The sequence below is a fragment of the Amycolatopsis mongoliensis genome (assembly GCF_030285665.1).
Classification (GTDB): domain Bacteria; phylum Actinomycetota; class Actinomycetes; order Mycobacteriales; family Pseudonocardiaceae; genus Amycolatopsis; species Amycolatopsis mongoliensis.
In genome coordinates, this window is sequence record NZ_CP127295.1 from 9,768,164 (window position 1) to 9,790,765 (window position 22,602).

Here is a 22,602-nt window from a genome sequence, read left to right on the forward strand (position 1 = left end):
CTCCTTGTCGAAACTCAGCTGGGCAGACCCCATGCCGGGGCGGAGCCGAGGGCGGGGACGTCCCGGGGCGCGAAGTCACCCCGCCCGCCGCGCGGGGTGACGACGGCGGTGCCGCCGCGCCGCAGCCCGATCGCGATCCGGCCCGGCCCGGCCGGGCGCCACGGCAGCCGTCGGCCGTGCTCGTCACGGACGTCGACGTCCCCGGTGACGCCGTGCTGCAGCACCAGCGGCTCGCCGGCTTCGCTGTGCACGCGCACGAACTCCGTCTTCCCGTCGCGGCGGGAGGCGTCCACGAGGAACGCGCCCTCCGCGCGCAGGCCCGCGATCGAGGCGTCGCGCCAGGTCGCCGACACCGACGGGAAGACCTTGAGCACGCCACCGGAGCCCTGCATCAGCATGTCCACCACGGACTGGGCGGCGGTGATCGGGCTTTCGACGGCGAAGTTGGAGCCCTCGCGGTACATCGTGTTCGCGGTCAGCTCGGTGTCGGCCACGACGTTCCGGTCGAGGAAGAACTTCAGGTAGCGCAACGCCTCCTCGGGCGCGTCCATCACCGAGCTCATCGACGACGCGGCCGCGTAGCTGTAGCCGTGCCACGCCGTCCGGTCGGTGATCCAGTGCCGGAACGTCCTCGTCATGAGGTCGCGGTCGCCCGCCCGGTCCCAGACCTTCTCCCGCAGCGGGTACAGCCACAGCAGGTGCGAGAAGTGCCGGTGCGAGGCGGCCAGCGGCACGCCGTCGCCGATCAGGACACCGTCGGTCGCGGTTTCGTGGTAGGGCACCAGTTTCGTGCCGATCTCCTGCCAGATCGGGACGCGCGGCTCGTCGAGGCGCAGGATCCGCGCGGAGTCGACGAGCGTGCGGGCGGCCCACCGGATCAGCGACAGGTCGTAGGTGCAGTCGGCCGCGTCGGCGTACTCCGGCGAGCGGGTCAGCGGCAGGTGCAGGTACCCGTCGGGGCCGGTGAAGAGGAAGTGGCGGTAGAAGTTCAGCGCCTTCGCCAGCGTCGGGTACAGGACGTCGCGCAGCACGCGCCGGTCCAGGTGGTGCCGGTAGGCGAGCCAGACGTTGTGCAGGCCCCACAGCAGGTTCCCGGTCTGGTCCGTCTTGGACGTCGTCCCGGGGACGCCGACCGAGCGCGTGCCGCCGGGGCGCAGCCGCCAGTCACCGGGGTGCGAGAGCGCGTAGGTGTCGCCGTCGCGGTAGGCCGGCGGCACGGACGTCTCCAGGTTCGCGTGGTCGCGCCGGAAGGTCTCGGTGACGGCGTCGAGCTCGGGGTGGTTGCTGCTGTTGACGATCGGGTAGGTGACCTGGACGTTGAGGTTCCACCAGACCGCGGTCCAGCTGTTGCCGACCTCGGGGAACCACGGGCCCCACTCGGACACGACCGGCCCGTCCGCCCGCGTCGCGGCCGCGATCTTGTAGAGCTGGATCCAGTAGAACCGCTGGACCTGCTTGTCCGGCACCGAAACGAAGCTGCGCGCGTGGTAGTCGTTCCACCAGCGGCGGTGGCGGGCGAGCAGCGCGTCCGGGTTCGCGGCAAGCGCTTTCCGGACGGCCGAGAGGGCGTCCGCCGTGTGCGTCGTGCCCGGGAAGCTGTAGGCGACGGTCGCGGCGAGCAGCCGTCGCGCCCCGATCGTGCGTTCGCGCCAGGCCGTCGTGTAGCCGCCCCCGGCGAGCATCGGCTGGGCGCAGTAGCCGTCGCCGAGCTCGGGCGCGGGGTTCGCGACGTACTCGGGGGGCTTGCGCACGGTCCGGGTCGTCGCCGACTCCAGCGGCTGGAACGCCCAGGCCGCGCCGGCCTCACCCGCGCTCGGAGTCAGCGAGACGAGCAGCACGCCCAGGTCGTTGTGCACCACCGCGGAGAACGCGACCGACCCCTGGGTCGTGGTGATCGTGCCGCCGAGCTCGGCGTTGTAGAGGTCGAGCGTCCAGTCGACGGCGGTGATCGCGCCGGCCAGGGTCAGCGTCAGGAAGCCGATCGGCAGCCGGGACAACCCGATCCCGGCCTCCCACTGGATGCGCTGGTCCTGCACCTGGGTGTGGCTCAGCATCACCTTGAGCACCTGCGGCGTCTTCCCGGCGTAGACCTGCGCGCCGAGGTAGCCGTTGGCCAGGAACGGGCCTTCCTGCCAGTTCTTCGGCAGTCGCTTCCAGATCATCCGCGCGTCGGCGGCGACGTCCCGGTGTGGGTTCGCCGGGTGCGCGGCGGCCAGCGCGGGCGCGGCCGCCCTCGCCCACAGGCCACCGAACGCGGCAGCTCCCGCCACGACCGAGGCAGAGCGGAGCACGGTACGCCGCGACACTGCGTCCATGAAGCGTCCTTTCACATTCATACTACGTTTCACGAGATCCACAGGCGGCGTCCGGCCATGTTTGCAGACAGAGTCCCCAAAGACCAGGGTTGTTCACCCAGAAAGCCGCAGATACATCCGATGTATCTGCGGCACGACGAGAGAGTCAGCCCTTCTGGCAGAGCTGGGAGACCAGGGTGTCGGCGGCCCAGCCCGCCCACCGCGCGGGCGACCAGCCGCGGTCGCGGACGAACACCTGGTAGAGCTCCGGGCTGAGCACTCCGAACAACAGGTCGGCGGCGTGCTCGGCGGTCACCCCGGCCCGCGCCCCCGGTTTGACCACCAGGGACCGGGCGGCTTCGAGGTGGACGGCGAACCGTGGATCGGCGTCGTCGTCCCACTGCCCGGCGAGCGCCGGGTCGGCGGCGGTGGCCGCGCGCAGCATCTCGACGATCGGGGCCACGCGCTCGAGGATCCCGCGCGTCCCGCGGACGTGCAGCCGCAGGTGCGATTCGGCCGTCGTGGCCGCCAGGACCTCCTGGAACCACGGCCGATCCAGCGTCGCGACCGGTTCGAGGTCACCCGCGATCGCCACGTCGACCAGCTCCTTGAGCAGCACGCGCTTGTTGCCGAAGGTGAAGTAGATCGTCTGCACGGCGACGCCGGCCCGGTCGGCGATCTCCTTGAGGGTCGTCGCGCCGTAGCCGTTGTGCACGAACAGCTCGCGTGCCGCGTCCAGCATCCGCTTGCGCGTCTGAGCGGCGTCACGGACCCGCTTCGGCCCTTCCTTGCGCTGTGCCATTACTAGAGTGTACATCTAGAGTCTCACTCTAGTAAGCACGGGAGGTCCCATGCGAACCATCGCCAACACCCGGCAAGCCGAAGCCTGGAACGGCTGGGAGGGTGCGCACTGGGCGCGCAACCGCGCCCGCTACAACGCGACTGTCGGCGCCTTCAACGACGGCCTCTTCCGCGCCGCCGCGATCGCCCCGGACGACCGGGTCCTCGACGTCGGCTGCGGGACCGGCCACGTCACGCTGCTGGCGGCACGGCGGGCCGGCCGGGGAACCGTCGTCGGAGTCGATCTCTCGGCCCCGATGCTGGAGCGCGCCCGCGCCGACGCGGCGGCCCAGGGCCTCGCCAACGTCCGGTTCGAGCAGGGGGACGCCCAGGTCCACTCCTTCCCGGACGCCGGCTTCGACGTCGCGATCAGCCAGGGCGGGGTGATGTTCTTCGAGGACGAGGTCGCCGCGTTCGCCAACATCCGGCGCGGGCTGCGGCCCGGCGGGCGGCTGGTGTTCATGGGTCCGCAGGCCGGCGGGCCCGAGAGCGACTACGCCCGCGCCACCAGCGCGCTCAAGCCCCTGCTGCGCGCACCGTCGCCCGCTTCGCGGGGCATGGGCTCCCTGACCGACCCGGCCCGCATCCGGGAAGTGCTCGACGCGGCCGGGTTCACCGGCGCAGCGGTCGAACCGGTCACCGCGCTCATGGACTACGGTCGCGACGCCGCCGACGCGGCCGAGTTCATCCTCGGGCAGGGACCGGTGCGCAGCAATCTGGCCGGACTCGACCCGAGCGTCGTCGAACCGGCGCGGGCCCGGCTGCGGGAAGGGCTCGAGGCGTACGAAACCCCCGAAGGCGTCCGCATCCCCGGCGCGGTCTGGCTGGTCAGCGCCGCCCGTCCCTGACCGGGGGTCAGGCGCCCGGAAGGGCGGGGAGCGCCGGCGTCTCCAGCCAGCGCGTGAAGAACGAGTCCAGCGACCGGGCCGCATACGCTTCCGCCATGGCCACGAAGCCCTCCGTCGTGACCAGGCCGTGCCGGTGTTCCCCCGTCCACGCCTTCAGCAACGCGAAGAACGCCGGATCGCCGATCTCCGCGCGCAGCGCGTGCAGCGTCAGCGCGCCCCGCTTGTAGACGCGCTCGTCGAACATGCGGGCCACGCCCGGGTCGGCGATCCGGACGTCCGCCGGCTTGGCCTTGATCCGCGTGTGCCAGCCGCGGGCCAGCGCCTGCGCCGACTGCCCGCCCGACTCCTCCGACCACAGCCACTCGGCGTAGGTCGCGAAGCCTTCGTTCAGCCAGATGTGGCTCCAGTCGGCCACCGTCAGGCTGTTGCCGAACCACTGGTGGGCCAGCTCGTGCACCACGAGCCGCTCGTGGGTGCGGCGGCCGTCGACGTGGTTGGCGCCGAAGATCGCCATGCCCTGCGCCTCGATCGGGTCGTCGAGCTCGTCGTCGGTGACGACGATGACGTACTCGCCGAACGGGTACGGGCCGAACAGCCGCTGCAGCATCTCCAGCATCCGGCCCTGCCGCCCGAAGTCGCGCTCGAAGAGGCGACGCAGCCGAGGCGGGACGGCCGCGCGCTGCGGCACGGCTTCGAGGACCGACTCCACGCGCCCGCTCGCGCGCCCGAAGCCGAGGCTCAGCCGCCGCGAGCTGACCCCCGTGTGCGGGAACCAGCCGCGGCCGGTCAGCTCGAGCTCGTCGTAGCGGCCGATCTGCACGCTCATCAGGTACGTCGCGGTCGGCTCGGGACGTTCGTACACCCACCTCGTGGTGCTCGCCGCGGTGTAGCGGTCCACCAGGTTGCCGGTGACCGCGACCAGGTACGGCGACGCCGTCGTCACGGTCACGCGGTAGGTCGCCTTGTCCGCCGGGTGGTCGTTGCACGGGAACCACGACGGCGCGCCGACCGGCTGGCTCGCCACGAGCGCGCCGTCGGTCAGCTCGTCCCAGCCGACGTCGCCCCAGCGGCTCCGCACCGGGCGCGGGTTGCCGACGTAGTGCACCTCGACGAGGAACGCGGCACCCGCCGCGATCGACCGCGCCGGCCTGACGTGCAGCTTGGCGCCGCGCTTCAGGTACTTGGCGGGCTTGCCGTCGACCAGCACGCGGTTGATCCGGAACTCGCCGAAGTCCAGGCTGACGCGGGAAAGCGCCTGCGTCGCCTCCGCGGTGATCGCCGCCGAGGCCGAGAGCCGGTTCGGCGCGACCTTGTAGTCGAGGTTCAGCTCGTAGTGCCGGACCCGGTAGCCGCCGTTGCCGTGCGCGGGCAGGTAGGGGTCACCGGAAGTATCCGCGCCGGGTGCCGGAGCCTTCGAAATCACCCGTGCCGAACCTTTCCTCGTGCCGACGTACCAATCCAGGCTCGCACGGACGGGTGAGTCCGGCGAGCCAGGCGCGTACTTCGTGACCTTCTACTTACCCGTCCACGCGGAGATCGGGTTGCCGAGCCAGCGGGTGTCGGCCGGCACCTCGTCGCCGCGGGTCACCAGGGAACCCGGGCCGACCGTGGTGCGCGCGCCGATGCCGGCGCCCGGCAGCACGATGCCGTGCGGGCCGAGCGTCGCGCCCTCGCCGAGCGCCACCCGCGACATGCTCATGATCCGGTCGTGGAACAGGTGCGTCTGCACGACGCAGCCGCGGTTGATCGTCGCGCCGTCGCCGAGCTCGACGAGATCGGCTTCGGGCAGCCAGTACGTCTCGAGCCACACGCCGCGGCCGATCTTGACGCCCATCGTGCGCAGCCAGGCCGGCAGCAGCGGGGTACCGGCGATCGAGCCGATCAGCCACGGCACCGCGAGGGCCTCGACGAAGGTGTCGGCCAGCTCGTTGCGCCAGACGAAGGAGCTCCACAGCGGGTGGTCGACCTCGCGGAACTTGCCGACCAGCAGCCACTTCATGACGGTCGCGGTCAGTGCCGCGACGATCCCGGCGGCCAGCAGGACGGGCCCGGCCAGCAGCGCGGCCACCGCGAAGCCGAACGCCGACGCCGCCCCCAGCAGCCCGAAGGCGACCGTGACGGTCAGCGCGACCGCGCACATGACCGGGATGATCCGGCACAGCTCGACCAGCGCCCGCGCCGCCTTGAGGTGCAGCGCCGGGGTGTAGGTGCGGCTCGTGTCGGCGTCGCCGATCGCGCGGCGGACCGGCAGCGGCGGCATCCCGAGGTACGACGAGCCCTTCTTCGCCTTCAGCGGCGTCGAGGACAGGACGCCGACCAGGCCGCGCTTCGGCACCGAACGGCCGGGCGCGGTCATCCCCGAGTTGCCGAGGAAGGCCTGCTTGCCGATCCGGGCCGGGGCGACGTGCAGCCAGCCGTGGCCGAGCTCGTAGGTGGCGACCATGGTGTCGTCGGCCAGGAACGCGCCGCTGTCGACCTTGGTCATCTTCGGCAGCGCGAGCACGGTGGACGCCTCGACGTTGCGGCCGACCTTCGCGCCGAGCAGCCGCAGCCACACCGGCGTGAACAGGCTGGCGTACAGCGGGAACAGGCCCTCGCGGGCCATGCTCATCAGACGTTCGGTGGCCCAGACCTGCCACGCCACGCGGCCGTGCACCGGGTGGTAGCCCTCGACCATGCCGATGCTCAGCGCCCGGACGCCGGCGAGCACGAGCAGCATGTACGCGGCGAAGTACACCACGGTCGCGACCGGGACGAAGATCAGCGCCTGGGTGAACGCGGCCAGGAGCGTCGGGGCGCCCGCGATCGCGTACCCGAGCACGGCGACGCCCGCCAGCGCGGCGACGCCGGGCAGGAAGCCGAGCGCGAGGGAGGTCGCGCCGTAGACGGCGGCCCAGAAGTGCGACCGCGGCGGACGGCTCGACGGCCACTTCAGCGCGTCCTTCGCGTCCTTGCCGTCCTTCCCGACGGGCGCCGCGGGCGAACCGGCGAAGTGCTGACCGGCCTTGACCACGCCGCGGACGGTCGACCCGGCCGCGATCTCCGCGCCCTTGCCGATCCGGACGCCGGGGAACAGCGTGCTGCGCGCGCCGATGCGGGCCTCCGCGCCGACGCGGACCTTGCCGATGTGCACGACGTCGCCGTCGACCCAGTGGCCGGTCAGGTCGACCTCGGGCTCGATCGCCGCGCCGCGGCCCAGCTTGAGGAAGCCGGTGACCGGCGGCGGCGAGTGCAGGTCGACGTCCTTGCCGATCCGCGCGCCGAGCGCCTTGGCGTAGGTGGTCATCCAGGACGCGCCGGCGACGCTGTCCGCGCCGCTGAACTCCGCGAGCTTCTCGGCCGTCCACAGTCGCAAGTGGACACTGCCACCGCGCGGGTAGGTGCCGGGGCGGACGCCGGACAGCAGCACGCGCGCGCCGCCCGCGGCGATGGCGATCCGGCCCGCGGGGCTGAACAGCGCGACCCAGGCCAGGCCGACCCACGCCCAGTTCAGCGTCGGCGCCCAGGCGAACCCGAGCAGGGACAGCACGTTCGACAGCGCGGCGGCGAGGGTCGCCCAGCGCAGGCCGACGAGGCCCATCAGAGGGACCATCAGCAGCGTCTGGATCACCCCGGCGCGACGCGGGGTCGGCGCGATCTCGCGGCGCTCGGTGGCCTGGCCGGACAGCGCGTCCAGCATCGCGGCCAGCGCGCCCAGCTTGGGGTGGGAGTAGATGTCGGCGACCGACACCTGCGGGTGCCGGGTGCGGATCCGGGCCACCACCTGCGCGGCGGTCAGGCTGCCGCCGCCGTGGGTGAAGAAGTCGGCCTTCGGGTCGTCGACCGACACGCCGAGGATCTCGGCCCAGCCTTCGGCGAGCCACGTCTCGGTCGGCGACAGCCCGGTGGCGTCCACTGTGGACAGCGGCCACGGGAGGGCGTTGCGGTCGACCTTGCCGGAGGTGCGGGTCGGCAGGTCGTCGACGACGGCCAGCAGCGGCACCAGCGCGGCGGGCAGGTGCTCGCGCAGCCGGGTCGCGGACTCGTCGAGGTCGAACGGGACACCGGCGGCGGGCACGACGTAGCCGACGAGGACCTGGTTGCCGGCCTTGGTGCGGCGGATCGCGGCGGCCGCGCCCTGCACGCCCGGCAGGGCCTGCAGCGCGGCGTCGACCTCGCCCAGCTCGATGCGGCGGCCGCCGAGCTTGACCTGCTCGTCGAGGCGGCCGAGGAACAGCAGGCCCTCGGCCTCGGCGCGGACCATGTCGCCGGAGCGGTAGGCGCGCTGCCAGCCCAGCGACGGCAGCGGCGCGAACTTCTCGGCGTCCTTCTCGGCGTCGAGGTAGCGGGCCAGGCCGGCGCCGCCGATGACGAGCTCACCGGTCTCGCCCATGGCGACCGGCCGCCCGTCGTCGTCGACCACGGCCAGCTGCCAGCCCGCCAGCGGCAGGCCGATGCGGACCGGGCCTTCGCCGGTCAGCTGCGCGGCGCAGGCGACGACGGTGGCCTCGGTCGGGCCGTAGGTGTTCCAGACTTCGCGGCCTTCGACGGCGACGCGCTCGGCCAGCTCCGGCGGGCACGCTTCGCCGCCGAAGATGAGCAGGCGGACGTCTTCGAGCGCGTCGGCGGGCCACAGCGCGGCCAGCGTCGGCACGGTCGAGACGACGGTGATGCGCTGTGCGACCAGCCACGGGCCGAGGTCGACGCCGGTGCGGACCAGCGCGCGCGGCGCCGGGACCAGGCAGGCGCCGTGGCGCCAGGCCAGCCACATCTCTTCGCAGGAGGCGTCGAAGGCGACGCTCAGGCCGGCCAGCACCCGGTCACCCGGGCCGATCGGCTCCTCGGTGAGGAACAGCTCGGCTTCGGCGTCGACGAACGCGGCGGCACTCGCGTGGCTCACTGCGACGCCCTTGGGCTTGCCGGTGGAGCCGGAGGTGAAGATGATCCAGGCGTCGTCGGCGGGTCCGGGGACGCCGTGGCGGCCGCCCGGGGTGCTGTGGACGGTGATCTTGCCGTCGGTGGCGACGGCCGCGACCTGGGCCTCTTCGAAAACCAGCTCGGCGCGCTCGTCCGGGTCGTCCGCGTCGACCGGCACGTAGGCGGCGCCGACGGACAGGGTGGCGAGGATCGCGACGTACAGCTCGGCGGTGCCGGAGGAGATCCGGATGCCGACGCGGTCGCCGAGGCCGACGCCGTAACCGCGCAGGCGGCGACCGTAGACCTCGATCTCCTCGAGCAGGCGGCGGTAGGTCAGGGTGGTGGTGCCGTCGTCGATCGCGGCGGCGTTGGGGTGCCGCTCCGCCGTGGCGGCGAGGACGTCGAGCAGGGTGCGCTCGCTGGCGCCGAGACCGGACCAGAACAGGGCCCGGTCGGCGACCGGCGTGGCCGAGGGCGCGTGCGTCACCTCGGCGACGCAGGCGAGCGGCGCGGTGATCTCCGCGTCGGTCTCCGGGACCGATCCGGCGGGTTCGATCGTGACGGTCATCGGGCCTTCACCTCGACCACGACGAAGACGTGCAGGGACGAACTATGGGCGCGCAAGCCCACCACTCACCTTCCGGGAGCCTCACCGGGCTTGCACTCCTGAATGAGGCGCCCGCAACGACCCTCCACCATACTCGCAGATGAAGGAAACATATCTTCGAGATCACGACGGAGTGTCGGACCTCACCACAACCGCCCTGACCAGCGTGATCCAGGTCGCATTCGGCGGATCACGCCGGCCGGGACGTCAAGAAATCACCGGGACTTGGCGGGCCTGGCCGCTTTTCCGCCGACCTTCGGTTTCGCCTTCTTTTCGCGGACGCGCACATTCACCCGAACGGGGCTGCCTTCGAAGCCGAACTTCTCGCGGAACTTGCGCTCGATGAACCGGCGGTAGCCCGCCTCGAGGAAGCCGGTGGTGAACAGCACCAGCGTCGGCGGCCGGATGCCCGCCTGCGTCGCGAACAGCACCTTCGGCTGCTTGCCGCCCCGGACCGGCGGCGGGGTGGCCGCGATCAGGTCGGACAGCCAGGCGTTGAGCTGGCCGGTCGGCACCCGCTTGTCCCACGACGCCAGCGCCGTCCGCAGCGCCGGGGCGATCTTGCGCACCGAGCGGCCGGTCAGCGCCGAGACGTTGACCTTCTCCGCCCACGGCACGCGGACCAGGCCGCGCTCCAGCTCCCGGACCATCGCGTGCCGCCGGTCCTCGTCGACCAGGTCCCACTTGTTGAACGCCAGCACGCAGGCGCGGCCGGCCTCGACGACCATGGTCAGCACCCGCAGGTCCTGCTCCGAGATCGGCTCGGCCGCGTCCAGCAGCACGATCGCGACCTCGGCCGCGTCGATCGCGGTCTTGGTGCGCAGCGAGGCGTAGTACTCGGCGCCGGCGGCGAAGTTGACGCGCTTGCGCAGGCCCGCCGTGTCGACGAACCGCCAGGTCTCGCCGTCCAGCTCGACCAGCGAGTCGACCGGGTCGACGGTGGTGCCGGCGACCGAGTCGACGACCGAGCGCTCCTCGCCCGACAGCTTGTTCAGCAGGCTCGACTTGCCGACGTTCGGCTTGCCGACCAGCGCGACGCGCCGCGGGCCCGACGTCGCGGCGACGCCCTCGCGCGGCGCCTCCGGCAGGGTCTTGAGGATGGCGTCGAGCAGGTCGCCGGAGCTGCGGCCGTGCAGCGCGCTGACCGGGTGCGGCTCGCCGAGGCCGAGCGACCACAGCGACGCGGTGTCCGCGAGCAGCCGGTCGTCGTCGACCTTGTTCGCCACCAGCAGCACCGGCTTCTTCGAGCGGCGCAGCACCTTGGAGGCGGCTTCGTCGGTGGCGGTGGCACCGACCGAAGCGTCGATCACCAGCAAGATCGCGTCCGCGGTCTGCATGGCCAGCTCGGCCTGGGCGGCGACGGAGGCCTGCAGCCCGGTCGCGTCCGGCTCCCAGCCGCCGGTGTCGACCAGGGTGAACTTGCGCCCGCCCCAGTAGGCGTCGTAGGCGACGCGGTCGCGGGTGACGCCCGGCACGTCCTGCACCACGGCTTCGCGGCGGCCGATGATGCGGTTGACCAGCGTGGACTTGCCCACGTTCGGCCGGCCGACCACGGCGAGCACCGGTTGCGCGAGCGCGGCCTCCTCGGCCGCTTCCGCCGCCTCGATCTGCGCGTCGAGCCTGGCGAACTCGGTCTCGTCCGACCAAGTGCCGTCGACTTCGCCGACGCTGTCCAACTCTTCCATCACTACCCAATTTCCCTTATGGCGTAGCGAATCCGTTTTCGCTGCGCCAATCGTCCAAAGTCTTCACGAGCGCCGCGAGCTCACCGCGCAGCTCTTCGGTGCCCTGGTCGAGCCCGGTCTTCCCGGGTCCGACCTTCGGCGAGAACGGCTCCCCCACGAGGATGTCCACGCGCGGGCGCCAGCGCCGCTTGCCGTCCGCGGGCTTGAGCGTCCCCCGCGTCGCGACCGGGAGCACGATCGCGCCGGACGCCCGGACCAGCCAGGCCGCGCCGCGTTCGGCCGCACCGACGTCCCCGGCACCGCGGGTGCCCTCGGGGAAGATCCCGACGACCCCGCCGTCCTTGAGCACGCCGACCGCCGTCAGCAGCGGCTTCCGGTCGATCTCGCCGCGCTTGAGCGGGATCTGCCCGATGGCCACCAGGAACTTCCCGACCACGCCCTTGAACAGCTCGGCCTTGACCAGGAACGCCGAACGCCGCGGCAGCATTCCGAAGATCAGCTGCGGCTCGATCATCGAACTGTGGTTGGCGATCACCAGCACCGGCCCGGAGGCCGGCATCCGCTCGCGGCCGTGCACGCGGATGCGGAACGCCGATCGCAGATGGTACCGGGCGAAGACCCGCCCGGCGTCGTGGAGCCAGCCGACGGAGCCTTCCGGCAGTCCGTCAGCGCTCATCGCGCGACCTCGGCGTTGCACCCCGCCAGCAGGCCGCGGTGGCTGGCCAGTTCGCTGAGGGCGACGATCACCTGGTCGATCGACAGTTCCGAGGTGTCGACGTGGACCGCGTCGTCGGCCGCGCGCAGCGGCGAGGCGGTGCGGGTGGAGTCGAGGTGGTCGCGGCGCTCGACGCTCGCCAGCGCATCGGCGACCGACAACTTCCGCCCGGCCGCGGTGTCCTGGGTGCTGCGGCGCGAGGCGCGGACATCGGCGGAGGCGGTCAGGTAGACCTTCAGCGGCGAGTCCGGCGCGACGACGGTGCCGATGTCCCGGCCCTCGACGACGATCCCGCCGATGCCGTCCAGGACCTCGTCGATGATCTGCCGCTGCCGGGCGACGAGCAGCTCACGCACGTGGGGCACGGCCGAGACGGGCGAGACGGCCTTGGTGACCTCGGGACCGCGGATGTCGGTGGCGACGTCCTCGCCGGCCAGCCGGATCTCCAGCCGGTCGGGGCTGGTGCCGATGCCGAAGTCGGTCTTGTCGGCGAGCGCGGCGACGGCGGCCGAGTCGGCCGGGTCGACGCCGGCCCGCAGCACGGCGAGGGTGACCATCCGGTACATGGCGCCGGTGTCGAGGTACCCGGCCCCGAGCCGCTGGGCGAGCTTGCGCGCGACGGTGGTCTTCCCGGTCCCCGACGGGCCGTCCAGCGCGACCACACCACGTAGGGCTCCCGTCACCGGCACTCTCCTCGCGTTCTCGTCATCGTTCTCCGCCGGTGTCCATTCTGCCGGTCGGGCCGCGGAGGAGATCAGTCGCCCCGCGCGCCGAAGCGGGCGACCACCAGCGCGAGCCGCTCGTCGCGGTTCTCCGGGGACAGCCGGTGCCCGCGGTCCAGCGTGATCAGGCCGTGCAGCGCGCCCCAGAAGACCTCGGCGAGGATCCCGGGCTCCCCCTCGCCCGCCACCGGCGCGACCACCGCGAGCAGCCCGTCGAAGGCGTCCTTCATGACGTCCGGCGTGTCGTCCTGGGCGAACGGCAGATCGGAAGCCAGCGAGAACATGGCGTCGTAGAGCGCGGGCTTGGCGTCCGCGAAGGCCATGTACGCGGCCGCCACCCCCGCGATCCCGCTGTCGCGAGCGGCCGCCAATGCCGAGGCCAGCTCGGCGAAGCCCTCCAGCGCGGCCGCCGTCATGATCGCGTCCTTGCCGCCCGGGAAGTGGCTGTACAGCACCGGCTGGCTGTACTCGATGAGCGCCGCCAGCCGCCGGGTGGTGACGGCGTCCCAGCCCTCCGCTTCGGCGAGCTCCCGGGCCGCGGACACGATCCGCTGCCCGCGCTCGGTCCGGTCGCGCACTCGGCGCTGTCGCTGGGTCATGCGTCACATGCTAGCACCGCTAGACAAACTAGCGCCGCTAGGTTAGCGTTGCTAGCAATCCTAGCGATGCTAGAAAACTCTGGAGGGAACACCATGGTCATCGCCGGCTACGTCCTCGTCGCGATCGTCGCGCTCGGCATCATCTACGTCGGCCTCAACTACCTCTTCGCGCCGGCGAAGATCGCCTCGGGCTTCGGCTTCACCGAGGTCCCCGAAAACGCCGAAAGCTTCCTCAACGTCAAGGGCGGCCGCGACATCGGAGCCGGCCTGATCCCGCTGGCGCTGATGATCTACGGCGACCCGCACGCGCTGGGCTGGGTCATCCTCACCGCGGCCGCGTGGCCCGTCTTCGACATGCTGATCGTCCTGCGCCACCGGGGAAAGAAGGCCATCGCCTTCGGAGTCCACGGCCTGACCGCCGTGGTGATGGTCGTCGCGGCGGCGTTGCTGCTGCTCGGCTGAACGTCGCGAATCGGACACGTGGGTTACGGTGGTTGGGTGAACGTCGAAGTAACTCCCCTGCCCGGCATCGGGGTCCGCAAGGACTTCGCCACCCGTACCGGCCGCCGCATCGGCGTCGTCACCCAGCGGGACGGCCACACCGAGCTCATCGTGTCCAAAGCGGACGACGCCGACGCCTGTGCCGCCTCGATCCCGCTGACCGCGGACGAGGCGGGGACGCTGGCCAACCTGCTCGGCGCACCGCAGCTGGTCGCCCAGCTCACCGAGGAACACCGGGATCTGCCGGGCATCAGCACCCGGCAGCTGCCGATCAAGCCGTCCGGCCCGTTCGACGGCCGGACGCTCGGGGACACGGCGATGCGCACGCGCACGGGGGTTTCGGTGGTCGCGGTGGCGCGGGCGGGGCAGGTGCACCCGTCGCCCACGCCCGACTTCACCCTCACCGGGGGCGATCTGCTGGTCGCGGTCGGCACGGGCGAGGGCCTGGAAGCCGCCGTCAAGATCCTGAAGTACGGCTGAGCCCAGGATGGACCACACCGCGCTGTCCCTGATCGAACTGGGGGCGGTCTTCTTCGTGCTGGGCGCTCTCGGGCGCCTGGCCGGGAAGATCGGCCTCTCCCCCATCCCGCTCTACCTGCTCGGCGGCCTCTGCTTCGGCTCGGGTGGGCTGATCCCGCTGACCGACATCGGCGGCTTCACCCACCTGGCCAGCGAAATCGGCGTCGTGCTGCTGCTCCTGCTGCTCGGCCTCGAGTATTCGGCGGCCGAGCTGTTCACCGGGCTGCGCCGGTCCTGGACGGCGGGCCTGCTCGACATCGTCCTCAACGCCGCCCCCGGCGCGGCCGTGGCGCTGCTGCTGGGCTGGGGCCCGGTCGGCGCGATGGTGATGGCGGGCGTCACGTACATCTCGTCGTCCGGGATCGTCGCGAAGGTCCTCGGCGACCTCGGCCGGCTCGGCAACCGCGAAACGCCGGTGGTGCTGTCGATCCTCGTGTTCGAGGACCTGGTGATGGCGCTCTACCTGCCGATCCTGACGGCGGTGCTGGGCGGCGTGTCGCTCCTCGGCGGCATGGAGGCCGTCGGGATCTCGCTGCTGGTGATCACCGTGGTGCTGGTGATCGCGCTGAAGTTCGGCCGGTACGTCTCGGCCGCCGTCGACAGCCCGGACCGCGAGGTGTTCCTGCTCAAGGTGCTCGGCGCGGCGCTGCTGGTGGCGGGGCTCGCGTCGGCGATGCAGGTGTCGGCCGCGGTCGGCGCGTTCCTGCTCGGCATCGCGATCTCGGGCTCGACGGCGGAGAACGCGACGCACCTGCTGGAGCCGCTGCGGGACCTGTTCGCCGCGGTGTTCTTCGTGGTGTTCGGGCTCAACACGAACCCGGCGTCGATCCCGCCGGTGCTCGGCTGGGCGGTGGTCCTGGCGGTGATCACGACGCTGACGAAGGTCGGCACGGGCTGGTGGGCGGCGCGCCGGCAGGGCATCGGGAAGATGGGCCGGGCGCGCGCCGGAGCGGCTTTGGTGGCCCGCGGCGAGTTCTCGATCGTGATCGCGGGCCTGGCGGTGACGGCGGGAGCGGTGGACGGCGAGCTGGCGGCGCTGGCAACGGCGTACGTGCTGCTGATGGCGATCCTGGGTCCGACGGCGGCGCGGGTCGTGGAGCCGATCGCCCGCGCACTGCAACGGAAGTCGGCCCCGAAGACCGCCCCGGCCGAGGCCAGTTAGCGCCGGTCCCGAGCGCCCCAATGTGGCGTTGGTTGCGTCAGACGCACCCAATGTGGCGTTCGGTGCGTCTGACGCACCGAACGCCACATTGGGGCGCTGGGGTCAGCGCAAGTCGGCTCGGCCCGATGACGGCACGTGGGCACCGTTCTCGAGGCTCGGGTGGGTCGACGCCGCCGGGGCGACCCCGGCCAGCGGGACCGACACCGAGGTCTTCGCCAGGTCCAGCGTCACCCGGCCCGGCTGGGCCGGTCCGCGGATGAAACTGCCGTCCGTGCCGCCGATGATCAGCGCCAGCGCGTGCCCCTTCGGCACGACGTGGTCGGTCGAAGCCAGGTCGAACGTCATCGTGTACGCCGTGCCCGGGGTCAGGACCTGTTCCTGGGTCAGGGAAGCGTAGTTCGCGAGATCCGCCCAGCCGCGGCTGAGGATCGTGTAGCTCACCTTCTTCGGATCCGCCGTGGCGATCTTGTAGCAGGCGTCGTCGCCCGTCGCCGACGAGCCCCAGCAGTTCTCCGTGGTGCCCGTCTTGATTCCTTCGCCACTGCCCGCGAAATTGCGGATCGTCGCGGCGCCGAGGTCCACGAGCAGCGCCGACAGCCGGGCCGACGCGGTGCTCGGCGTGGCCGTGACCGTGATCTTCGACGTGCCGGACACCTGCAGGTCCGACGCCAGTGTCCCGGTCGCGTAGGTCAGCGCCGCGCTGCCGGGGTTGGTCACCCAGGTGTCCTCGCCGAGGTTCGGGTTGTCGGTGAACGACGCCGTCCCGGACGCCGGCGAGGTGCCCAGCCTGCCGGACGCGCCCGGTCGCAACGTCGTCGTCACCGCGTTCGACGCCGGGTACGCGCTCTGGTCCACCCACTGGTCCGGCTGCCGCTCGACGCTCGCCTGCGGCCCGTTCTGGACGCCGTTGTCGATCCCGAGCAGATAGTGGTCGAACCACCGGTGCAACAGGTCGACCCAGTCGGCGCGGCGGTAGTCGAAGGGGTCGACGTGCCCGGTCTGCGACAGCCAGATCTTCTTCTCGACGTTCAGCCCGCTCCACCACTGTCCGAAGTGGATGGTCTTGACGTTCAGGTCGTTGACGCCGTGGGAAAGCAGCACGCTGGCCCGCACGTCCCCCGCGTGCGTGACGTAGTCCCGGTCCGCCCACAACGGCCCGTAGTCGCCGTTGGCCGTCGCGCCCTGCGTCAGGACCTGGTTCTGCGCCGAGCAGTTCTGCCCGCTGTTGCGCGCCTCGACGGTCTGCGCGAGCCCCGCCGGGTTGAAGCCGAAGGTCGCGCCGTCGGAACGGTAGTAGTCGTACCAGGAGCTGATCGCCGAGATCGGCACGATCGTCTTCAGCCCGTCGACGCCGGTCGCCGCGACACCGTTGGCGATCGTGCCGTCGTAGGACTTCCCGATCATCCCGACGTTCCCGGTGCTCCAGCCCGCGGTCACCGCGCTGCCGCCGGTCTTGGCGCTGTAGCCGGTCGCACGCCCGTTGAGCCAGTCGACGACCTTGCGCGCCGAGTCGACGTCCGACGCGCCGCCGACGTCCGCGCAGCCGGCCGAGCGGTTCGTCCCGGCCAGGTCGACGAGCACCACGGCGTACCCGCGCGGCACGAAGTAGTTGTCGTAGAACAGCGGGAACTTCACCGGTTTTCCGGCGCTGTCGTACGTCTTGAGCTCGCTCTCGTTGCCGCGCCCGCAGCACGAGTAGTACGGGCTCGCGTCCATGATCACCGGCACCCGCGAAGTGGCTTCACTCGGCCGCACGATGTCGGCGGCGACGCGGTCGGAGCGGCCGTCGCCGTCGCCGTCGTGGCCGATGTCGACCCAGACGGTTTCGCGGATCGCTTTCGCGTAGTCGTAGACCGGCTCACTCGCCCGGGGCGCCGCGGCGGCCGGAGCCACCGCACCGGACAGGAGCACCGCGAGGACCCCGCACACCACCCCGAGTCGCATGCCCGTCACGCTAGCGAGCCGGCGCCGATCACCGCCACGGCGGAAAGTCGGGGGTACGGTGAGCGATCGTGACGGAGTCCCTGCCCGCGGTGAGCCGCACGGCTGTCGGCGTCGCCGCGCTGCGCGCCTACGAAAGCAGCCGCCCGGACCGGCTGTTCGACGACCCGTACGCGGCCGCCTTCTTCGAAGCGGGCCGCTCGGCGCTCCCCGACCTGGACCGCGGCAGCAAGCAGGCGGGCCTGGGCGCCCTGATGTACCCGCAGGTCGTGATCCGGACCCGGTTCTTCGACGACTACCTGCTCGGCGCCGGCTGCGCGCAGGTCGTGCTCCTCGCGGCCGGGCTCGACGCGCGGGCGTTCCGGCTGGCCTGGCCGCCGGGCACCCGGCTGTTCGAGCTCGACCTGCCGGACGTGCTGGCGTTCAAGGACGACGTGCTCGCCGCGCGGGGCGCGACACCGGCGTGCGAGCGGATCGTCGTGCGCGCCGACCTGCGGGAGGACTGGGCCACGGCGCTGCGCGAAGCGGGGTTCGATCCCGCCGTGCCGACGGCGTGGCTGGCCGAGGGGCTGTTGATCTACCTGACGTACGAGGAGGCTTCCCGGCTCCTGACCACCGTGGGCGAGCTGTCCGCACCGGGCAGCAGGGTGTCGTTCGAGCACCGGCCGGGCGACGCGCCGGACAGCCTCGTCTCGCGCGCCCGCGCGACCGAAGACGGCGAGCACGTCACCGCCCTGTGGCGCGGCGGCCTGCGGGACACCGCGCCGGAGTGGCTGGCCGCCCACGGCTGGGAGCCGTCGACGGTCACCCGTGCCGAGCTGGCCACCGCCTACGGCCGGCCGTCGGACGGCGACGCCACCGCCGGCGGGTTCGTCACCGCCGTGCGGTGACACCCGGATCCCCGAAGAGCGGGTGTCAGAGCTCGACGTTGCGGTAGAGCGCGCCGACCTCGCCCTTGGTCAGCCGCCGGATCGAGCCGACGCGCTGGTTGCCGAGCTGGACGTCGCCGACCGCCGTGCGGACCAGCTTGAGCACCGGGTGCCCGGTGTCCTTGAGCAGGCGGCGCACGATGTGCTTCTTGCCCTCGTGGATGACCAGCTCCACCAGCGACTTGCCGGAGTGCATGTCCTTCACCCGGAACTGGTCGACCTTGATGATGCCGTCCGGCAGCTCCCAGCCGTTGCGCAGCTCCTTTCCGAGCCCGCGCGGCACGAGGCCGTCGACCTCGGCGAGGTAGGTCTTGAGCACCCGGTAGGACGGGTGCATCAGCCGGTGCCCGAGGTCGCCGTCGTTGGTGAGCAGCAGCAGGCCCTCGGTGTTCTCGTCGAGCCGGCCGACGTGCACGACGCCGGGGGTCTCCTCGTAGCGGCCGGCCAGGTAGTCGCCGACGCACGGACGGCCGCGGTCGTCCGACATGGTCGAGTGCACGCCCTTGGGCTTGTTCAGGGCGAGGTAGATCAGGTCGTCGCGCAGGTTCACGCGGGTGCCGTCGACGTGGATGATCGCCTCGTCCGGGTGCACCCGGCGGCCCAGCTCGGTGACGACCTCCCCGTTCACCTCGACCCGGCCGGCCGCGATCAGGTCCTCCGCCGCACGCCGGGAGGCGACCCCGGCCTGCGACAGCACCTTCTGCAGCCGGATGCCGTCGGGGTGTTCACTGGATGTCATCGATGGTGTCCACTTCGGGTAGCAACGGAGCGATGGCCGGCAGGTCGTTCAGTGACGACAGCCCCAGTCGCTCCAGGAACAGCTCGGTCGTCACGTACAGCGTCCCGGTCGTCTCGGGGTCGGTTCCCATCTCTTCGATGAGGCCGCGCGCGAGCAGCGTCCGGATCACGCCGTCCACGTTCACGCCGCGCACCGCGGCGACCCTGGCACGGGTCACCGGCTGCCGGTACGCGATCACGGCGAGGCTCTCCAGCGCGGCCCGGGTCAGCTTCGACCGCTGGCCGTCCAACAGGAGCTTCTCCACGAACGGGGCGTAGACGTCTCTAGTGTAGAACCGCCACCCTTCGCCGACGCGGCGCAGGTCGATCCCGCTGGCCCGATCGGTGAACTTCTGCGCCATGGTGCGGAGGGCGACGACGATCCGCGCCCGGGGCTGACCGACGGTATCGGCGAGCGATTCCTCGCTGGCGGGCGAGTCGACGACGAGCAGGAGAGCTTCGAGCGCGGCTTCGAGCGCCTCGTCGGAGCTGACGTCGGGCAGGGAGTCGGCATCCCCGGCGGCGACGAGATCGGACTCGGGATCGGCGGGGCGGAGGTCGGCCGGCTCGGCGGCGGCAGCCTCGGCCTCGGGCTCGGCGGCGGCTTCCGCGGGCTCGGCCGGCTCGGCGGCGGCAGCCTCGGCCTCGGGCTCGGCGGCGGCTTCCGCGGGCTCGGCCGGCTCAGCGGCGACGGCATCGGGGTCGGGCTCGGCGGCCGTCTCCGCGGGTTCGCCCGGCTCGGCAGTGACGGCTTCCGCGGGCTCGACCGGCTCGGCAGCGGCGGCCTCGGGCTCGCCCGGCTCGGCACTGATGGCTTCCGCGGGCTCAGCCTCAGACTCGGTCGGCTCAGCGACAGCATCAGCCTCGGCGGCCGTGTCCGCGGCTTCGTCCGGCTCGGCGGCGACGGGGTCTTCCTCCGCGTGAGCCTCTTCGACCGAAGCCTCCTCGGCCGAAGCTTCAGCCGTCTCGGCCACCGTCTCCACGCCCAGCGGCTCCACCGGCTCGCCGTCCTCGGTCACCGGCTCGCCGGACAGCGCCTCTTCCAGCGCCAGTTCCGCCGCCGTCGCCGATGGTTCGGCGGCCGGCCGCTCGTTGTCTTCGGGGCTCACCCGTACTCCTCTTCGTCTCCGGCGGTGCGGTCCAGCTCGGCCGCCGCGGAGGCCTCGGCCATCGAGCCGCCCGTCCAGCGGACGTGCAGCTCCGCCAGCGCCTCCGTCTGCTCGAACTGGACCGTCGCCTCGCGGTAGAGCTCCAGCAGCGCCAGGAAGCGCGCCACGATCTCGACCGTGTGCTCGCAGTCGTCGACCAGCTCACCGAACGTCGCCTGGCCGCGTTCGGCCAGCATCACCCGCAGCACCGCCGCGTGCTCGCGCACCGAGATGCGGCCCATGTGGATGTGCGCGATCGACACCGTCGGCGGCGGCTTCGGCCGGAACACCGCCACCGCGATCTCGGCGAACTTCTCCGGCGTCACGCCCAGCATCACCTCGGGCAGCAGCCCGACGAACCGCTCCTCCAGCGCCACCGACCGCGGGTAGCGCCGCAGCGCACCCTGCTCCAGCTCGCCGAACAGCGCCGCCACCTGCTTGTACGCGCGGTACTGCAGGATCCGCGCGAACAGCAGGTCACGAGCCTCGAGCAGGGCCAGGTCGTCCTCGCTCTCGACCTCCGCCGACGGCAGCAGCCGCGCGGCCTTGAGGTCGAGCAGGGTCGCCGCGATGACCAGGAACTCGGTCGTCTCGTCGAGGTTCCAGTCCGCACCCAGCGCCCGCGTGTAGGCGATGAAGTCGTCGGTGACCCGGTGCAGCGCGACCTCGGTGACATCGAGCTGGTGCTGCGAGATCAGCTGCAGCAGCAGGTCGAACGGACCTTCGAAGTTGGCCAGCCGCACCTTGAACTTCGACGTGCTCAGTTCCTCGTTGGCCAGGCCCTCGGGGACCATGCCGCCGTGCACCGTCTGGTGCTCGTGCGGCTGCTCTTCCGGGGCCTGCTCGACCGGCTCCGGCGGCGTTTCGGCCGATGCCGGGGTGTCCATCAGCCCTCGGTTTCGCCGCCGTCTGAGCCGACCACCCGCAGCCGCTGCACCAGCACCGACTCCTCGCCGTTCTGGTCGAAGTCGGCCAGCAGCACCGCGACGGCCTCACGGACCAGCCGGCCGCGGTCGACGACCAGCTCGTGCTTGGCGCGCAGCGTCAGCCGGGCCTGCTCCATGGCCACGAGCTCGTCGCCGGAGACGTAGACGGTGATCTTCGCGTCGTGCTTGGTCCGGCCGGACCCGTGCGGCGCCGCGCTGCGGGCGAGCTGTTCCGTCCGGCCGTTGCCTGAGGACTTCGGCTTGGCGTCTTCGGCCGGCTCGGCGGACGCGGGCGGCGCCTGGGGCGGAAGGTCGAGAGCGGGGCTGGAGGTGAGACGGAAGAGTTCCGACGCTCCGGGCAGGGAGGCGCGCCTGCTCACCGAGCGATCACCTCGCGGGCCAGCTGGCGGTACGCCGCGGCGCCGGCCGACTTGGGCGCCCAGGTCGTGATCGGCTCACCCGCGACCGTCGTCTCGGGGAACCGCACGGTGCGGTTGATGACCGTGTCGAACACGGTCTCGCCGAATGCCTCCACCACGCGAGCCATGACCTCCTTCGAGTGCAGGGTTCTCGGGTCGTACATGGTGGCGAGAATCCCGACTATGTCCAGTTTGGGGTTGAGCCGTTCCTGCACCTTCTCGATCGTGTCGATCAGGAGCGCGACGCCTCGGAGACTGAAGAACTCGCACTCGAGCGGGATGATCACGCCGTCCGCGGCGGTCAGCGCGTTCACCGTGAGCAAGCCGAGTGAGGGCTGGCAGTCGACAAGAACATAGTCGTAGTCGTTCATGACCGGACGAAGGACCCGTAACAACGTGTGCTCGCGCCCTACCTCAGCGACGAGCTGGACCTCCGCCGCGGACAGGTCGATGTTGCTCGGCAGCAGGTCAACGCCGTCGACGCGGGTTTTCATCAGCACGTCGGTGGCGCTGACCGACCGCTCCATGATGGCGTTGTAGACCGTCTGGTCCAGTTCGTGCGGCTGGATGCCGAGACCGACCGCGAGGGCGCCCTGCGGGTCGAAGTCGACGAGCAGCACCTTGCGCCCGCACTCGGCCAGGGCGGCCCCCAGGTTGATGGTCGACGTCGTCTTGCCGACGCCGCCCTTCTGGTTGCACATCGCCATGATCTTGGCCGGGCCGTGGCTCTCGAGCGGCGGCGGTTCGGGGATCTCGCGGATCGGGCGGCCGGTCGGCCCGATGCCCTCGAGCTTGACCTTCTTGCCGTTGCGCTCCTGCGGTTCGTCGCCGTCGTGGACCGCCGGGGTCGCGATCTTGACGTCGTTGAGGTTCGCCGCCGCCGACCCGGCGGACTCGGCCGGGTGGGCCGGCTGGTTCGGTGTCGACATGGCGGGAAAGCTCCTTGTTCGTCGCGTCCGCCGCAGCCTATGCGCGGAGTCGGAGCCCCGGCAAAGCAACGCGCCGGACCCGAGGGGGCAATGTCACTCGACCGTCGGTCCAGCGTAGGAAGGCTGTAGGCGCCCTTTTGGGCCG

Annotated in this window: 19 protein-coding genes; 5 read left to right on the forward strand and 14 right to left on the reverse strand. The window is 71.9% G+C overall.

Features of this window, described 5'->3' with window-relative positions:
• Positions 1–14: 14 nt before the first annotated feature.
• Together QRX60_RS46780 and QRX60_RS46785 are read right to left on the reverse strand one after the other, a co-directional pair.
• Positions 15–2,315, reverse strand: coding sequence for a glycosyl hydrolase family 95 catalytic domain-containing protein (locus QRX60_RS46780; protein WP_285997904.1), 2,301 nt, complete (start codon positions 2,313–2,315; stop codon positions 15–17).
• A 145-nt stretch (positions 2,316–2,460) separates the two neighbouring features.
• On the reverse strand, positions 2,461–3,096 hold the full coding sequence (locus tag QRX60_RS46785; RefSeq protein WP_285997905.1) for a TetR/AcrR family transcriptional regulator: 636 nt from the start codon (positions 3,094–3,096) through the stop codon (positions 2,461–2,463).
• A 49-nt stretch (positions 3,097–3,145) separates the two neighbouring features.
• On the opposite strand from QRX60_RS46785, the gene QRX60_RS46790 reads away from it, so the two are divergent.
• Positions 3,146–3,982 (forward strand): class I SAM-dependent methyltransferase, encoded by an 837-nt coding sequence (locus QRX60_RS46790; RefSeq protein WP_285997906.1) that lies wholly within the window; start codon positions 3,146–3,148, stop codon positions 3,980–3,982.
• Positions 3,983–3,989: 7 nt separating this feature from the next.
• Here QRX60_RS46790 and QRX60_RS46795 read toward each other — a convergent pair whose 3' ends face one another.
• The 6 genes from QRX60_RS46795 to QRX60_RS46820 form a co-directional block, all read right to left on the reverse strand.
• Complete coding sequence (locus QRX60_RS46795) at positions 3,990–5,405, reverse strand: M1 family metallopeptidase (protein WP_285997907.1); 1,416 nt, start codon at positions 5,403–5,405, stop codon at positions 3,990–3,992.
• 90 nt (positions 5,406–5,495) lie between these two features.
• On the reverse strand, positions 5,496–9,446 hold the full coding sequence (locus QRX60_RS46800; RefSeq protein WP_285997908.1) for a Pls/PosA family non-ribosomal peptide synthetase: 3,951 nt from the start codon (positions 9,444–9,446) through the stop codon (positions 5,496–5,498).
• Between the two features lie 254 nt (positions 9,447–9,700).
• Complete coding sequence (der, locus tag QRX60_RS46805; protein ID WP_285997909.1) at positions 9,701–11,170, reverse strand: ribosome biogenesis GTPase Der; 1,470 nt, start codon at positions 11,168–11,170, stop codon at positions 9,701–9,703.
• 16 nt (positions 11,171–11,186) lie between these two features.
• Entirely contained in the window at positions 11,187–11,846 is a 660-nt protein-coding gene (locus QRX60_RS46810) for a lysophospholipid acyltransferase family protein (RefSeq protein ID WP_285997910.1), read from the reverse strand.
• Positions 11,843–12,547 carry a (d)CMP kinase gene (gene cmk, locus QRX60_RS46815; RefSeq protein WP_286003838.1) on the reverse strand — a complete coding sequence of 235 codons (705 nt, stop codon included), beginning with the start codon at positions 12,545–12,547 and terminating at the stop codon, positions 11,843–11,845. The genes QRX60_RS46810 and cmk overlap by 4 nt, the downstream gene beginning before the upstream one ends.
• Positions 12,548–12,639: 92 nt before the next feature.
• Entirely contained in the window at positions 12,640–13,206 is a 567-nt protein-coding gene (locus tag QRX60_RS46820; protein ID WP_285997911.1) for a TetR/AcrR family transcriptional regulator, read from the reverse strand.
• A 93-nt stretch (positions 13,207–13,299) separates the two neighbouring features.
• Here QRX60_RS46820 and QRX60_RS46825 point away from each other — a divergent pair, with 93 nt between their 5' ends.
• The 3 genes from QRX60_RS46825 to QRX60_RS46835 are packed head-to-tail and all read left to right on the forward strand — an operon-like array spanning position 13,300 to position 15,388.
• Positions 13,300–13,668 (forward strand): DUF4267 domain-containing protein, encoded by a 369-nt coding sequence (locus QRX60_RS46825; protein WP_285997912.1) that lies wholly within the window; start codon positions 13,300–13,302, stop codon positions 13,666–13,668.
• Positions 13,669–13,704: 36 nt separating this feature from the next.
• Positions 13,705–14,187: a cation:proton antiporter regulatory subunit gene (locus tag QRX60_RS46830; RefSeq protein ID WP_285997913.1), complete on the forward strand. Its 483-nt coding sequence runs from the start codon at positions 13,705–13,707 to the stop codon at positions 14,185–14,187.
• A 7-nt stretch (positions 14,188–14,194) separates the two neighbouring features.
• Positions 14,195–15,388, forward strand: coding sequence for a cation:proton antiporter (locus QRX60_RS46835; protein ID WP_285997914.1), 1,194 nt, complete (start codon positions 14,195–14,197; stop codon positions 15,386–15,388).
• A gap of 102 nt (positions 15,389–15,490) precedes the next feature.
• Here the strand turns inward: QRX60_RS46835 and QRX60_RS46840 are convergent, their stop codons facing one another.
• A complete protein-coding gene (locus tag QRX60_RS46840) occupies positions 15,491–17,332 on the reverse strand; it encodes a Xaa-Pro dipeptidyl-peptidase (protein ID WP_285997915.1) in 1,842 nt (613 codons plus the stop codon).
• Between the two features lie 68 nt (positions 17,333–17,400).
• Between QRX60_RS46840 and QRX60_RS46845 the strand changes: the two genes are divergently transcribed.
• Complete coding sequence (locus QRX60_RS46845) at positions 17,401–18,219, forward strand: SAM-dependent methyltransferase (RefSeq protein ID WP_285997916.1); 819 nt, start codon at positions 17,401–17,403, stop codon at positions 18,217–18,219.
• Between the two features lie 25 nt (positions 18,220–18,244).
• On the opposite strand, the gene QRX60_RS46850 is transcribed toward QRX60_RS46845, so the two are convergent.
• The 5 genes from QRX60_RS46850 to QRX60_RS46870 form a co-directional block, all read right to left on the reverse strand.
• Positions 18,245–18,997: a pseudouridine synthase gene (locus QRX60_RS46850; protein ID WP_285997917.1), complete on the reverse strand. Its 753-nt coding sequence runs from the start codon at positions 18,995–18,997 to the stop codon at positions 18,245–18,247.
• The gene (gene scpB, locus QRX60_RS46855) at positions 18,984–19,847 is read right to left on the reverse strand and encodes an SMC-Scp complex subunit ScpB (protein WP_286003839.1); all 864 of its coding nucleotides are present in this window, start codon (positions 19,845–19,847) and stop codon (positions 18,984–18,986) included. Before scpB ends, QRX60_RS46850 begins: the two co-directional genes overlap by 14 nt.
• A gap of 293 nt (positions 19,848–20,140) precedes the next feature.
• Positions 20,141–21,070, reverse strand: a complete 930-nt coding sequence (locus tag QRX60_RS46860) for a segregation and condensation protein A (protein WP_285997918.1) — start codon at positions 21,068–21,070, stop codon at positions 20,141–20,143.
• Positions 21,070–21,489, reverse strand: a complete 420-nt coding sequence (locus tag QRX60_RS46865; protein WP_285997919.1) for a cobyrinic acid a,c-diamide synthase — start codon at positions 21,487–21,489, stop codon at positions 21,070–21,072. Before QRX60_RS46865 ends, QRX60_RS46860 begins: the two co-directional genes overlap by 1 nt.
• Complete coding sequence (locus QRX60_RS46870) at positions 21,486–22,457, reverse strand: ParA family protein (protein ID WP_285997920.1); 972 nt, start codon at positions 22,455–22,457, stop codon at positions 21,486–21,488. The genes QRX60_RS46865 and QRX60_RS46870 overlap by 4 nt, the downstream gene beginning before the upstream one ends.
• Positions 22,458–22,602: the final 145 nt, after the last annotated feature.

Bases quoted from the DNA above. Each gene is read 5' to 3' on its own strand.
- QRX60_RS46820 (WP_285997911.1), bottom strand. From the start codon at position 13,206: ATGACCCAGCGACAGCGCCGAGTGCGCGACCGGACCGAGCGCGGGCAG.
- QRX60_RS46825 (WP_285997912.1), top strand. From the start codon at position 13,300: ATGGTCATCGCCGGCTACGTCCTCGTCGCGATCGTCGCGCTCGGCATC.
- QRX60_RS46860 (WP_285997918.1), bottom strand. From the start codon at position 21,070: ATGGACACCCCGGCATCGGCCGAAACGCCGCCGGAGCCGGTCGAGCAG.
- QRX60_RS46840 (WP_285997915.1), bottom strand. From the start codon at position 17,332: ATGCGACTCGGGGTGGTGTGCGGGGTCCTCGCGGTGCTCCTGTCCGGT.
- QRX60_RS46785 (WP_285997905.1), bottom strand. From the start codon at position 3,096: ATGGCACAGCGCAAGGAAGGGCCGAAGCGGGTCCGTGACGCCGCTCAG.
- QRX60_RS46780 (WP_285997904.1), bottom strand. From the start codon at position 2,315: ATGGACGCAGTGTCGCGGCGTACCGTGCTCCGCTCTGCCTCGGTCGTG.
- QRX60_RS46790 (WP_285997906.1), top strand. From the start codon at position 3,146: ATGCGAACCATCGCCAACACCCGGCAAGCCGAAGCCTGGAACGGCTGG.
- der (WP_285997909.1), bottom strand. From the start codon at position 11,170: ATGGAAGAGTTGGACAGCGTCGGCGAAGTCGACGGCACTTGGTCGGAC.
- QRX60_RS46835 (WP_285997914.1), top strand. From the start codon at position 14,195: ATGGACCACACCGCGCTGTCCCTGATCGAACTGGGGGCGGTCTTCTTC.
- QRX60_RS46800 (WP_285997908.1), bottom strand. From the start codon at position 9,446: ATGACCGTCACGATCGAACCCGCCGGATCGGTCCCGGAGACCGACGCG.
- QRX60_RS46850 (WP_285997917.1), bottom strand. From the start codon at position 18,997: ATGACATCCAGTGAACACCCCGACGGCATCCGGCTGCAGAAGGTGCTG.
- QRX60_RS46870 (WP_285997920.1), bottom strand. From the start codon at position 22,457: ATGTCGACACCGAACCAGCCGGCCCACCCGGCCGAGTCCGCCGGGTCG.
- QRX60_RS46810 (WP_285997910.1), bottom strand. From the start codon at position 11,846: ATGAGCGCTGACGGACTGCCGGAAGGCTCCGTCGGCTGGCTCCACGAC.